This is a genomic window from Paraburkholderia sp. MM5477-R1, assembly GCF_050436385.1.
GTDB lineage: Bacteria > Pseudomonadota > Gammaproteobacteria > Burkholderiales > Burkholderiaceae > Paraburkholderia > Paraburkholderia tuberum.
Window position 1 is genome coordinate 961,124 of record NZ_JBNDMC010000005.1, and the last position, 13,321, is coordinate 974,444.

The following is a 13,321-nucleotide window of genomic DNA, read 5'->3' on the forward strand; positions in this document are numbered from 1 at the left end:
TGATGGTCACAAGCGTCGGAAATCCGTTTGAACTCATGCACCGAAACGATGGGCGAATCCGTCTCGCGCGTCGCTCAGCGCTTGCTTAACAAGGAAAACACGCTCGAACGCAAGCAAAATTTCGCGCTTGATGTTGCGAAGATGCAACGAGCCGTCTTGCTTGCATTGCCGGTTTGGGCTTGACGAACTGGCGCAGGAGCCGCCAGCAGTGGTGGACATTAGCGACTATCATCAATGCATACGATCTCGGGCAACGAGCCGGGCTCAGCCGCGTAGCAGGCTGAGTGCGGGATTGTCAGCGCATCCGTCTGGCTCTCGCGCTCCAATACGAACGCTCCAACCAGCTTCCATCCCCGGCTCTCGCTGTTCCCCCGCCACGCCGCACGTGCGACGTCCCGCTCGAACACGCTGCCCTTGCAACTTTTCTGCGGGCGACGGCACGACCGCCCATCGCCCCGACTGGCAAAACCTCGGCGCGCAACCGCGATAACCGCGACGCATGCAGTGGAATGAGGATTTTGTCCAGTGCACTTCCGACGCCTCGCATCGAGTCGAACCGGAAGATTTGCCGGCGGATTTTGCCGGCACACCTTGGCACTCTAAGGAGGTATCGTGAAAACAGCCCTTGTTTCTACACTCGCGCTGCTGATTTCAAGCGCAATAGCGCCGGCGGCCCATGCCCAGGATTCGCAAGCCACCGACCAACAACTCGCCCATAGCGTGCGGATCGCGGAGGCGCACAGCGGAGTCGGGATGTCACATGTGTTCGTCTTTGCCCACTCGGGGCGGATCACGCTGGTCGGATGGGTGCCAGAGCGGGACCATGTCGCGCGTGCCGAGCAGAGTGCGATGTCGGTACCGGGTGTCACCTCGGTGGACAACCGGCTCTCGCCCGACGCTGGCTCGCTGAACGGACATTGAAATCAAACTGAATCGCGGCGCGGACGACGATTGAAGCAGACCCGCGCGTTGAACGGATTCGGTTTTCCTGTCTCGCCAGTTGGGATTCAGTGACTGGCGCCCTGTTTCGCGCCGTTAGCCGCGCGTCGGTTCCGTGCAATCCCCATCTGAAAGCGCTTTCAACCCACGCCGTGTCAAGCCGGTCGACTCGACGCTGATTCACCATCCATGTCTCGTCGATATGTCAGGTAAATCCCTCATAGCGGGGCTGACAGAGGCTGCTTAACATCTTCGCTGTTACCGGTAACGGTAAACATAGTCAGAGAAGACATCCGAACCGGCATTCCGTCACAAGGAGACCAGGAGTGCGTCCTTTGAGGACTTCAATGCGCATGCTCTGCGCAGCCGTCGCCGTTTGCGCGCTCGCAACCGCAGGCTGCGCGCACAACCAGGCCGCCGTCGCTCATGACGGCCAGCCGCTCGCCGCGGCGCCCGCTGAGGCGCTGCCGTCATTGCGCAGTGTGATGGCCGCGCACTTCAAGGTCGGCGCGGCGATTGAACCTGATTCAATCGACAGTCCCGCCGACGCGGCGCTGGTCGCCGCCCAGTTCTCGAGCCTGACCGCCGAGAACAAGATGAAGCCGGGCACGATCGGCGTCGCGGAAGGCAAGTACAACTTCGAACCGGCCGACAGGATCGTCGCGTTCGCGCAAGCGCACGGCATTGCGGTGCGCGGGCACACGCTCGTGTGGCACTTCAAGGCCGGCGACTGGACCGAGGCGCCGGACTGGTTCTTCGCCGGCGATCCGAAAGATCCGCTCTATCACGACATCGTCGCGAAGCGGCTCGATCGATATGTAACCGACGTCATCACACACTTCCGAGGCAAGGTCTACGCGTGGGACGTAGTCAACGAAGTGATCAGCGACGATCCGCATCAGGTGTATCGCGAAGACAGTCCGTGGTATCGGACGCTCGGCAAGGACTACATCGCGATCGCCTTCCGCGCGGCGCGCGCGGCGGACCCGAACGTGAAGCTCTATATCAACGAGTACAACACCGACGATCCGCGCAAGCGCGCAAAGCTGCTCGCGGTGATTCGCGATTTGCGCGCGCAGGGCGTGCCGATCGACGGTGTCGGGCATCAGATGCATATCAGCGTAACTTGGCCGCCGCTGCCGAACATCAAGCAGGCGTTCGACGACGTCGCCGCGCTCGGCCTCGAAAACCAGGTGACCGAGCTCGACGTGAGTCTCTATGCCGATCCCGGTGAATGCTGGAGCGATCCGCATGCATGTCTGCCGGACCTCGGGCATCCAGTGCCGAACGACATCATGCGCGCGCAGGCCGAGCGTTATCGCGCCGTGTTCGCTCTGTTCGAGCAGGAGCCGAGCATCAAGGCGGTCACGTTCTGGGGCTATTCGGACAAGCACACGTGGCTGACGTCGACGCCGGTGCCGCGCAACAACCTGCCGCTACCGTTCGATGCGAACCTGCAGCCGAAAGCGGCGCTGTGGACGATCGTCGATTCGTCGTATCAGCCGTAACGTCGATCTTCGAGCCGAAAAGCAGGCGGCACGCGGTAGCTGCGCGCCGTCTGGTCACATCTCGCGAGGGTGGCAGTGCAATTGCCGTCAGCTTGATTCAAAGCATCGAGATTTCAAGGCTCGTCCGAGCCGACCTGCTCGAGCGCATTCAGATTTTCGGGGAAATCGTCGGGCGGACCGTCGGCGGTTTCATGCGTGCGCGGCGGTGACTTGACGACCGGCGGCGGCATCTTGCCGATGCCTTCGTCGATACGCTGCAGCAGATACGGGAAGAACGGATTCGACGCGATGCGGAACATCGAATCGAGTGTCAGAATCAGTGTGCCGCGTTCGCCGCGCGGCGCGAGCGTGCCGAGGTTCTCGTTGAAGTTCTCCGAATCGTCCGGCGCGATGCCGTACAGCGCGTCGGTGATCGGGAATGGAATCGCGACGTGCGACAACGAGAAAATATCCTGCGGATAGTCGATATCCAGCGGCTTGACACGCGTTTGCACTTCGCCCGCATAAACGCTGCGCTCGACAGTATGCGCTGAATCCGGCGACACGTTGGCGATCACCGTCGTGCGATAGTTCTGCGGACCGATGCGCAGTAGGCGCGAGAGCGCCGTGTACGACGCGGAGCGCAGGAAGGTCCTGAAGCGCACGCTGCGGTTCACGTCGAACAGCACGACCTCGCTGCCGTTCTCAGGCAGCTTGTCGTAGAGCGCCGACATCACCGCTGGCGTGCTGACCGTGAAATCCGTCACCGACTGGAACGTCAGGATAGGCGGCAACTTATCGAGCCGGTTCTCGCGCTCGAGCCGCGCAATCTGTTCCTGAATCACGCTCGTGAGGAGAAAGGACTGTCGCGCGCCATTCACAGGAAACGAGTTGTACTTGAACGGGTTGAACTCCGGCACGATGCCGAGCCACGCGGCGCGCGCGAAGGCCGGCAGCACCGCGGGTAATCCGGCGAGACCGGCAAAGCGTGCGTAACGCGTGACGCCGATCATCGGCGAGATCAGCACGACGCGCGTCGGACGCGCGAGCGCGGGATTCTCGATCGCGTCGAGCGCATATTGCAGTGCGAGCGCGCCGCCGTTCGAAAACCCGACCAGCTCGATCGGCTTGTCCGGCCCCACGCGACGGCGCGCTTCACGCACCGCGAGCCGAGTGGCCGCGGTCCAGTCCTGCCAGTGCACGTCGACGAGCCCCGCCGGCACCGTGCCATGTCCGGGTAAGCGGATGCCGATCGCGACGAAACCGCGATCACGATATCGACGCGCAATATGCCGCATGCTGTACGGCGCATCCGTCATGCCGTGCAGCAGCACGACCGCGCCGACGGGTGGCCCCGACGGCTCGAGAATGTACGAGTGATTCCAGTTTTCGGCGAAATGCCACGGAAAAATCGGCGAAGCCTCGTAATAGCGGTTCGCCGGAATGCGCTCGGACGGCCGCAGCTTTTCAACGACATTGACGCGCACGTCGTCGAAAATCCGATTTTCCGCTTTGATGTATGCGTTCCAGTCGGCGGTGTCCATTTCCTCGACGGTCATTTCGCGCGGCACATAGGTGTGCCATACCGACAGCTCCGGCCCGCGCTGCGAATTCCACGCGCGTAGCCCCAATGCGAGCACCGCCAGCAGCACCAGAATCCATGCACTTATCTTTATTACCTTCAGTGACGTGCGCAGCATTCGTGTTCTCTTGATGAGATGAAGGTTGCACCGCGCGCAGGCTGCTCTCTGCGTGGTGTGCGCATGCCGCCATCGCGGCGGCTTCCGATGTGGATATCCTAAGGGCTTTTAATCATCGGTTCAAACTTTGTCGGCCGGGCGGGCAACGCGACGTCGACAGCGGCTCGAGTATGAACGGATTATTTTCATGACGAACTGGGGATGCGCGATGTCGCGAGCGCGAATGAATTCGCCCCATTCGCTTCGCTACTTGACATTCGACGTGAGGAAAATGGCACGGAATGCATACGGCGTCGCGGGGAAGGGAGAGGTGCCTCATGGAAGAACGGTCCTTCAGCGACGCCTCGGAAATCGCTTCACTCGACGGCCGTGGAATGCCTGATCAAGGCCTAATCGGGCCGTGCGCTTCAGTAACGAAACCGGGACGTGACCCAGGTCGCGCCCCAGCCTTGCCTGCTCGCCGGTAATTACTGACGGCCGCGGATATTGCCGGCCACGCCGCCCGCCGCGCCGCCGATGATCGCGCCGGTCCACGCATCGCCGCCGGAGATCGCCGCGATGCCCGCACCGGCGCCCGCGCCAAGTGCCGCGCCGCTCACCGTGCCCTGCGTCTGCGGGCTCATGTCCGTGCAACCGATCATCGCAGCCAGTGCGCCAATACTGACGATCCACCCAAGTCGTTTCATGATCGTTCTCCTTACTGATTTTTCTTCATGCCGGGCACGACCATCTGGAACCAGAGGGTCTCGATCACCGGGTGTTGGATCATCGTGGGATTGGCGGCGTAGTAGCCGTCGAGGCCTTGACGCACGCTGTCCAGTGTCTGGCCTTGCATGCCCTTGCCGAAGCGCTGTGCGATGTCATTGCTGTTCGCCGTGTTGCCGGCATAGGCGCGCTCAACGTCGATCAAATTCGAGATGCCGACCAGATACGCTTTCTTCTGCTCATCGGTCGACTGCATCCATTGCTGGCCTGTGACAATTGGAATGCTCTCCGCACGCGCCACGTTGCCCATCATTGCCAGCGATAGAAAAGTCAGAGATAACAGCGTTCGCCATTGTGGTTTGCTTGCCATCACATACTCCAAAGAAGTTATGTTCTCCAGCGGCCCGCCGGGCGACCGCATCCGGCGGCGTCGATCGCGTTATTTGGAAGAATGGTCTGTGTGTCTCGTCGAATCTCCTTTCAGGTTCACCGGTCGGCGTGGTTCGCCGGTTCGGCTTCTATTGGCGTTGGGTCGTATCAGCGAATAGACACCTTGATGGCAGAAAATCTCATGGCGGATTGGAGTGATTTGCACACATGCCGTATGCGCGCATACGATTGGACTCGTGTCGGCCTCGCCGCGTAATACACGCTATAGAGTCTACAGCCTTTTCCGTAATTTCCAAGCCCGTTTCCTCTCGATGCGCGGCGCGTGACATTTGTGTCAAATTTCATTCGGCAAGCGAAAGGATACGATGCAATGCGCGTCGACACTCGTCAGCTATCCTGCGCTCGATTTGAGCGCCCGTGATATTGCTAGCGATTCGTTATCGACGGCCATTCAGTGTTCTGGCCACGCAATGCGAAAACAGCTTTTGTTTTGCCTGAATGTTCGGCTTCCTGATTAGATCGTCAATCGAAAACGATTCGGATTTATCTATTTCCGGTCGAGGCGTTGCTTCTTCTGATGGCAGCACCAACCAGCAGTGAAACAGATGCGATTTTATGGTTGCGTTTGTCGATCATCTTTATTTTCGGTGGATCACATGTTGCCTGCGGCGGAGGGGCTGCGCAGCAGCGAAGGGGGTGGCGGTGCGCGGTTGACCGTTAGTTGCGTGAGAGTAGCGTGACGGGACGCCGTTTCAAATGCGTCCGTGCTCGTCATTAACAGTCTCTAGCTTGTATTTGCTAAATACAGAGTATAGACTGTATCTGTTATTTACAGGTTTTGGGCTGTTACGCCGCCGCAGCCGAACCGGAGATCGACCGTGGACTACGCCATCAAGACACTGAGCCAGCTCAGACCGATCCTGCAGGGCTTCAGGAAGGCCGCCGGCCTCACTCAGGCCGCGATGGCCGCGCATCTCGGGGTCACGCAACAGACCTACGCGCAACTCGAAGCGAATCCGGCGACCGTCAGCGTCGAACGGCTCTTCAGGGTGTTGCGGGTCTTGCAGGTCGATCTGAAGCTCGCGCAGAGCGGATCGACGCAAAGCATGGCCGTGGAAGACGCCGCGCCGGCGCCGAACCGCTCCCGCCGCGCCGGGAGCGGAACGCCGGCCGCCGGAGCGCCGGTCGACGCAAAAAGCAACGCTAAACGCGCCACGCGCGTGCCGCTCAAACCGGGACCGTCGGCGCAAAAGCCCAAAGCGGTCAAACCCGCCAAGGCAACCAAAGCGGCCAGCACCAGCAAGAAACGGGAGGACTGGTAAGCATGGCGCGCAGCACACCGAACCGTCTGAATCTGTGGATGAACGGCCTGCGGGTCGGCGCCTGGGAAACGACACGCAGCGGCGAACGTCTGAGCTATGCCGACGAATGGATCGACGATCCGCAAGGACGACCGCTATCGCTGTCGCTGCCGTTCACACCGGGCAATCAGGCGTATCGCGGCCAGATCGTCGCCGACTATTTCGACAACCTGCTGCCCGACAGCGAACCGATCCGGCGCCGCATCGCCGCGCGCTACCGGACCGGCAGCGCCGCGCCGTTTGCGTTGCTCACCGCGCTCGGACGCGACTGCGTCGGCGCATTGCAACTGCTGTCGCCGGACGAAGAGCCGAGCGATCTGACGAGCATCCACGGTCGCGAACTCAGCGACAGCGACATCGCGGCGTTGCTACGCGGCACGACGACAGCGCCGCCGCTCGGGCAGCACGATCCGCTCGAAGACCTGCGTCTGTCGATCGCCGGCGCGCAGGAAAAAACCGCGCTGCTCCGTCATCGCAATCGCTGGCTGCTGCCCGAAGGCAGCACGCCGACCACGCACATCTTCAAGCTGCCGCTCGGGCTCGTGGGCAACATGCGCGCCGATATGCGCACGTCGGTGGAAAACGAATGGCTGTGCTCGCAGATCGTCGCGGCCTACGGGCTGCCCGTCGCGCGTTGCGAAATCGCGCGATTCGATGAGCAGAAGGTATTGATCGTCGAGCGCTTCGATCGCCGTTTGTCGAGCGACGCCACGTGGATCGTGCGTCTGCCGCAAGAGGACATGTGCCAGGCCACTGGCACGTCGGCGCTGCACAAGTACGAGTCCGACGGCGGTCCGGGCATCGAGGCGATCATGGAGATACTCGCGAGGTCCACACGCGCGACGACGGACCGGCGCAACTTCTTCGCGACGCAGCTGGTTTTCTGGCTGCTCGCCGCGACCGATGGCCACGCGAAGAACTTCAGCATTGCGCATCTGCCCGGCAATCGCTACGAATCCACGCCGCTTTATGACGTGCTGTCCGCACATCCGATCATCGGCAGCGGCGCGGGGCGCCTCGCGGCGCAAAAAGTGAAACTGGCGATGGCGGTTCGCGGCAAGAACGTCCACTACCTGCTCAATCAGATCCAGCGCCGGCATTGGCTGGCCGAAGGACAGCGCGTCGGTTTTTCCGCCGCGGACGTCGATACGCTGATCGATCAGTTGACCGCGCAAACGGAGACGGTGATCGACGCAGTCTCGTCGCAACTGCCCGCCGCCTTTCCGCTGGACGTGGCCGATGCGGTCTTCGACGGCATGCGCCGGCTGAACCGGAAGCTCGCGCAGTAAAGCGCCGCCATCCTGACCGACGCGCGGCACCACGGCAACCTCACGCCCGCCGCGCCGCCGCACCATCGGTCTTCGCCGACGCACGCCACTGCACGCTCATTACCCACATTTCACCGTCAATTCAATGGCTTGCGCTCTTCTGTCTAACTTTTTGCCGTGGAAACAGGCCAGTTCTGGTGCGGCTTTCCGGCCGTTCATGTTTGCAAGTTAGACGTCGGGATCACGGCCAGATGAGGCCGTGCCATGTACGCGCCAACGAGCCATTCACCGATCGGAGCGCAGACGCACACGGCGGTCCTGAACTATACCGATCGCTTCGGTCGGGAACAGGACTGTTCCGCCGCTCGCCTTGCACCCTGGCGACAGGGTCAGCCAGGAGCTGAAATGCCTGGCGGTCCGCCATGGGTCGAGATCGGTGCCGCATACGGCGACGAGACGCACAGCCCGGCAGGAGCCGATTCAATGAATCTGGGTGAGGTCGACGCCAGCAAGCTGGTGCATGAGGGTACGCACGGCGAAGCTCAGCGCGTTGGGCTGCTGGATCCGACTGCGCATCTTTCCCAATGGCTATTGCGGCACGGCCTTACAGGCGGAAAGCATGGCCAATGTGCACTCGATCCAGGCATCGCATTCGTCAACGCGCGCCTGGTAGAAGTCATTGAATGCCAGGGCCGGTTGCAGCGCGAAGACGTGTTCGGGAAGATAGTTGCCCACCAGGGCGGCCCGGATCGGCTCGACGCGGGACCCGCAGTTGCGATCACGCATCGCAGCCAGCGCGCCGGGATCCCGGCTGCCGGAGTGTTTCCTGCTGGTCAGACACGTTACCGTAGCGAGCATACACACACTATCCAACCCGGCTGTCTCGCCGCAGCGCAGCCACTGCGCCCGCCTGCCCTCACCCGATCGTGCGTCCGCCCGGGTCCCATCGCTCACCTTTAACTTTCCCGACTTTGATCAGTCTGCCTTCGTCTGACTCATGACGACCCTGAACCGCCGTTCGGACTCGGGCCACCGCAACGACCGCTTCCGAAGTACAGCCGCCGCCGCGCCCCATCGAGTTGATCGGCGAGTAACCGATCCGCTGGAACGGTCGAATCGGCTAGCCGGCTGGAACGGAAAGCTTCGGTATGAGTGTTTGGGTGCTTACCCAGTAGCACTCCTATTGCACTTTCTGGATCGATCTTTACGGCCAAGCGACGTTCATAATGGTCAGCAGCATCGATCTCCGTTACTTGATTACGGCGATGCCCATTCCTATACTGCACGCACTGACAAGCGACCGAAAGTCAAGCGCGAATGTACGTCCGGTCGCGCGATAAGCTTACATATCGCTTGCCGCCGTTCGCTACTGGAGGCATGCAATGAACAAGACCTTGAGGCACCTCAGTGCGTGCGGGCTTTGCGCTCTGTTCACGCTCGTCGCGCCGCATCCCGCCCTCGCTCAGGACAAGCTCGTCGAAGAAGCGAATGCGACCTGGAACAAGGATTTCAACAAAGGCGACGCTCACGGGCTCGCCGCGCTATACGACGAGAAGGCGGTCGTATCGCCGGGCAACGGCAAGACTGTTCAGGGGCGCGAGGAAATAGAAAAGCTTTTCAAGAGCTACTTCGATGCGGGCGTTCACGATCACACGATCGACGTGGTGCACGCGACCCGGGTCGGCAACGTGATGTACGAAACGGCCAACTGGTCCGCCGTGCAGGAGAAGGACGGCAAGAAGACGCAATTCAAAGGCGTATTGCTGAAGGTGATGACCAAGAGCGCGGACGGCAAGTGGCGCACGACTGCGCACACTTGGAACGCGGAAGAAAACAAGTGAAGCCGCGTTCACCGCGCTCTGGTCTACTCTAGTCGGGAAGCGCGAGCACCGGCGCCCGCCGACCACAAAAGATCAACTCCGCGCGATCGAAGTGCCGTCGACCGACCGGTACATCTTCGGGCGAGGCGATCGTCGCGCACCGAAGAGCAGGCCGCACGACTTTTCCTTTCGATCGAGCGCTGTTCATCTGTCCGGATGCGACATCGGGCGACGTCCTATGACGGGCAGGTGCCTTCATATGCGATAGGGGCGAGTCCGAAGTTCGCGAAGTTTTGACGGAAAATGACATCCTCGGCGAACGAAGGTCCGTGCCTGGTGCGGAGCCAACGTTCGAGTGTCCGTACGGCAGCGCGGCCAACCGGCCGCTGATGGCCTCCGCCCTGATGCGACCGGCCGTGCCCGACCCACTACCGCCGCTAAAATCGGCGTAACCGAGAGGCTGCTTCCAAGGTGGAGCTGACGTTGAGTGTCCGCCCGAGCGCGCAGCCGAATGGCCGCAGATGGCCGATTTGGGACCCGCAGGCAAGATTCGACGCGGTCGGTCAAGTTTTACAAAACGATGTTCGTGATCACCATCTTGGCTAACCATTCCAAACCGAACGGTTGTCACGAGACTCCTGCCTCGCTGCGCGCCACTGGCCGAAAAATACAGCGGGTCGTCCAGACATGTCCGTCTGGAACGGTGACGGCCAATTGGACAGGAAGAAGGGATCCGATCGAAAGGAATGGCTCGGGCGGCCTCCCGGACCGCCAGCCTTCGTCCTGTTCCCGTCGTGCCAGCCCGGTCGCTCACCACGAAACCATCGAACAGGCAAGGGGTAAAGATTTTGCCAAACGTGTCGATATAACGCGGAAGGTGTCGCCCGATCACGAAACTATCGCTTCATTCATCTGCAGGGACGTTCGTCCTCCGCCTATACCTGCAGTATCGGGCTCGCCAGTTCAAGGTGTCATTCCGTCGAACTGGAGAGCGCGTGCTAACGAAGCGCTTGTTTGTCTTTGCACTTAAGCCAGGCTTTCCCGAGCATTTCTGAAGACAATGATTCGAGTCGCAAGCTCCTTTCTCACAAGACCGGCCCTGTTCATTTTCGCTGGGATTGCAATCACGCTCGCGACCACCGGCGTCACGGTAGTCTCGCTGTACGAAATGAGATTGGACGCGATGGCACAGGCGCGCGATGCCGCACAAAACCTCGTGATCTCCCTGCAGAAGGAGACGGAGCGTAATCTCGACATCTATCAACTCGCCATGCGCGATGTCGTGACAAGTATCGAGACGCCCAGCATTTACCGTCTTCCCCCAGAAGTCCGGCAGCTCGTCGCTTTCAGCACGGCTAGCAATGCGAAAGAACTGGGCGCATTGTTCGCGACAGATGCAGCAGGCAATTTGATTCTCGACTCCCGCTCCGTTCCGCCGCGCAAGATCAATGTGAGCGAGCGGGATTACTTTCAGGTTCAGCGACAGAAAAAAGATGCTGGCTTGTACCTCAGCAAGCCTTTCCTACCGCGCGCAGGCGATCGGGAACAACCGCAGATCGCGTTGAGCCGGCGACTTGAGGATAAGGACGGCCAGTTCGCGGGCATTGTCGCCGGTACACTTCGGCTAAGCTATTTCCGCCGGTTGTTCGAAGACTCAATACTCGGTCAGCATGGGACCATTACGCTGCTGCGCACAGACGGGACGATCCTGATGCGGCAACCGTATCACAAGGACGATATCGGCAGTTCGCTCGCTGGCGGCCATTCGTTTCCACCACTCGTGCAATCGGATGACGGAACCTACGTCGACATTGCGGTACTTGACCACGTTGAGCGGCTGTACAGCTTCAGGCGGATCGGCAGCTACCCACTGGTCGTCGTCGTCGGCTTCGCGACTGGGGATATCTACGCAGGATGGCGCAAACGAGCGATTGCCATTGGCATCGTCACTTTCATTCTCGATGTGCTCTTCATCATGTTGTCGCTGATGTTCAGCGGACAATTGCGCAAGAGACTGGCAATGGAACGCCAATTGCAGAGACTGGCGTGGTTCGATTCGTTAACGGGCTTGCCTAACCGGGCGCAACTCCAGAGAGACGCACTCCGCGTTCTGACGGACGCCGGCCGGAATTCGTCGAGTTTTGCGACGCTGTTTATCGATCTGGACCGTTTCAAGCGCATCAACGACACACAGGGGCATGCCGCCGGCGACGAAGTGTTGAGTGAGATCGCGTGTCGTCTCCGGGATCATGTCCGGGGTGAGGACGTGATCGGCCGCCTCGGCGGAGACGAGTTTCTCGCCATATTGCAAAACTGCGACGCACTCAGGGCCACCCACATAGCCGGACGCATTCTGCAAGCGGTAGATCAGCCTATCGTCATCAACTCGAAGCATGACACTAGCATCACGATCAGTGCCAGCATCGGCATCTCACTCTATCCGCACGACGGACAGGACAGCGATACCCTGCTGCGAAACGCGGACATGGCGATGTACCAGGCAAAGAGCGCGGGACGTAACCAGGTGCATTTCTACGCTCCCGAGTATGAGCGCCAGGCCAAAGAACATCTCGAGCTGGAAATCGCGCTGCAACGAGCCTTGAAAGCAAGTGCACTGAGTGTCGTCTACCAGCCCAAGGTCGATGTGACTGGAGGGCTGCGCGGTGCCGAAGCCCTGGTGCGCTGGTACAGCGATAAGCAAGGGTTCATTCCGCCGGATCGCATCATCGCCGTCGCGGAAGAAATCGGCCTGATCGCAGAGGTGGATGCATGGGTGCTCGGCGAGGCCTGCCGCCAACTTGCCGAGTGGCGGTCAGGTGGCATCGATGTGCCGAACATATCCGTGAATGTCTGTGCCGCCGACTTCAAGCGGCCAGATTACCCCGCCTTTATCGCGCGCACTCTGCAGGCTCATGGCCTGGATCCTGAAGACCTGATCCTGGAAATGACCGAGCGAGTCATGTTTGATGAGTCGGCCGATGACATTCGCACGTCGCTCGATGCGATACATGCGCTGGGAATAGCGCTGTCGATAGACGACTTCGGTACGGGCTACTCGTCCCTGAGCTACCTCCACCGGTTCCCCGTCAAAGAACTGAAGATTGACAAAAGCTTCGTGCGGGATATCGGGGGCGACGCAATGGCAGAGTCTCTGGCACAGACTGTAATGAACATTGGCAACGTGCTAAAGCTGACTGTGGTCGCTGAAGGCGTGGAAACGCAAACGCAGCGCGACTTTCTGAGCGACCATGGCTGCCATTTGTATCAAGGACACCTTTTCTCGCCGCCGTTGCCGCCGGAGGGTTTTGTGCTCTGGATACAAGCGCATCGGCAGCGAACGTACACACGCGGACCAACCCGTGCTCACATTTTGATGGAAAGCCTAAGCGCGCAGGTAAGCTAATTCGACGACCGCCGTTATGACGGTTTAGCGGCTATCCTACTGTGATCCGATCCGACCTGCTGACGGACACGCTGATCCTGATCAGCGATGCGGATGACTGGACGCCCCTCTCGAGGTGGGAGCGCTGGCGCGATATCGTCGAAAAGCACGGGCATACGGTGCGGTTGATCGCGTCCCATGCGCGCTGCGCATGGTTTTGACGCGAAGCGTCCGTTGCCGACCCGTTGGCGTCATTCGACTCGCCGGCA

General features: G+C 60.6%; 13 protein-coding genes. 8 read left to right on the forward strand and 5 right to left on the reverse strand.

Annotation, left to right across the window (positions count from 1 at the left end):
• The first annotated feature begins 48 nt into the window (after positions 1–48).
• The 3 genes from OKW35_RS16755 (at position 49) to OKW35_RS16765 (ending at position 2,447) form a co-directional block, all read left to right on the forward strand.
• On the forward strand, positions 49–183 hold the full coding sequence (locus OKW35_RS16755) for a hypothetical protein (protein WP_429552607.1): 135 nt from the start codon (positions 49–51) through the stop codon (positions 181–183).
• A gap of 429 nt (positions 184–612) precedes the next feature.
• Entirely contained in the window at positions 613–921 is a 309-nt protein-coding gene (locus OKW35_RS16760; RefSeq protein ID WP_429402091.1) for a BON domain-containing protein, read from the forward strand.
• Positions 922–1,286: 365 nt separating this feature from the next.
• Positions 1,287–2,447 (forward strand): endo-1,4-beta-xylanase, encoded by a 1,161-nt coding sequence (locus tag OKW35_RS16765; protein WP_429552608.1) that lies wholly within the window; start codon positions 1,287–1,289, stop codon positions 2,445–2,447.
• 113 nt (positions 2,448–2,560) lie between these two features.
• Here the strand turns inward: OKW35_RS16765 and OKW35_RS16770 are convergent, their stop codons facing one another.
• The 3 genes from OKW35_RS16770 to OKW35_RS16780 form a co-directional block, all read right to left on the reverse strand.
• On the reverse strand, positions 2,561–4,126 hold the full coding sequence (locus OKW35_RS16770; protein ID WP_429552609.1) for an alpha/beta hydrolase: 1,566 nt from the start codon (positions 4,124–4,126) through the stop codon (positions 2,561–2,563).
• A 467-nt stretch (positions 4,127–4,593) separates the two neighbouring features.
• Positions 4,594–4,812, reverse strand: coding sequence for a YMGG-like glycine zipper-containing protein (locus OKW35_RS16775; RefSeq protein WP_018422694.1), 219 nt, complete (start codon positions 4,810–4,812; stop codon positions 4,594–4,596).
• A gap of 11 nt (positions 4,813–4,823) precedes the next feature.
• A complete protein-coding gene (locus tag OKW35_RS16780; protein WP_429487728.1) occupies positions 4,824–5,201 on the reverse strand; it encodes a hypothetical protein in 378 nt (125 codons plus the stop codon).
• An 898-nt stretch (positions 5,202–6,099) separates the two neighbouring features.
• Between OKW35_RS16780 and OKW35_RS16785 the strand changes: the two genes are divergently transcribed.
• Both OKW35_RS16785 and OKW35_RS16790 read left to right on the forward strand, forming a co-directional pair.
• Entirely contained in the window at positions 6,100–6,543 is a 444-nt protein-coding gene (locus tag OKW35_RS16785) for a helix-turn-helix domain-containing protein (protein ID WP_429402084.1), read from the forward strand.
• Positions 6,544–6,545: 2 nt separating this feature from the next.
• Positions 6,546–7,871, forward strand: a complete 1,326-nt coding sequence (locus OKW35_RS16790) for a type II toxin-antitoxin system HipA family toxin (protein WP_429552610.1) — start codon at positions 6,546–6,548, stop codon at positions 7,869–7,871.
• 264 nt (positions 7,872–8,135) lie between these two features.
• Here OKW35_RS16790 and OKW35_RS16795 read toward each other — a convergent pair whose 3' ends face one another.
• The gene (locus OKW35_RS16795; RefSeq protein WP_429355256.1) at positions 8,136–8,330 is read right to left on the reverse strand and encodes a transposase; all 195 of its coding nucleotides are present in this window, start codon (positions 8,328–8,330) and stop codon (positions 8,136–8,138) included.
• A 108-nt stretch (positions 8,331–8,438) separates the two neighbouring features.
• Positions 8,439–8,708: a hypothetical protein gene (locus tag OKW35_RS16800; protein ID WP_429552611.1), complete on the reverse strand. Its 270-nt coding sequence runs from the start codon at positions 8,706–8,708 to the stop codon at positions 8,439–8,441.
• Between the two features lie 524 nt (positions 8,709–9,232).
• On the opposite strand from OKW35_RS16800, the gene OKW35_RS16805 reads away from it, so the two are divergent.
• The 3 genes from OKW35_RS16805 to OKW35_RS16815 all read left to right on the forward strand — a co-directional run bounded on the left by OKW35_RS16805 (position 9,233) and on the right by OKW35_RS16815 (position 13,273).
• Positions 9,233–9,691 (forward strand): YybH family protein, encoded by a 459-nt coding sequence (locus tag OKW35_RS16805; RefSeq protein ID WP_429401110.1) that lies wholly within the window; start codon positions 9,233–9,235, stop codon positions 9,689–9,691.
• Positions 9,692–10,853: 1,162 nt separating this feature from the next.
• Positions 10,854–13,073 (forward strand): bifunctional diguanylate cyclase/phosphodiesterase, encoded by a 2,220-nt coding sequence (locus OKW35_RS16810; RefSeq protein WP_429552799.1) that lies wholly within the window; start codon positions 10,854–10,856, stop codon positions 13,071–13,073.
• 41 nt (positions 13,074–13,114) lie between these two features.
• The gene (locus OKW35_RS16815; RefSeq protein ID WP_429552612.1) at positions 13,115–13,273 is read left to right on the forward strand and encodes a hypothetical protein; all 159 of its coding nucleotides are present in this window, start codon (positions 13,115–13,117) and stop codon (positions 13,271–13,273) included.
• Positions 13,274–13,321 lie beyond the last annotated feature (48 nt).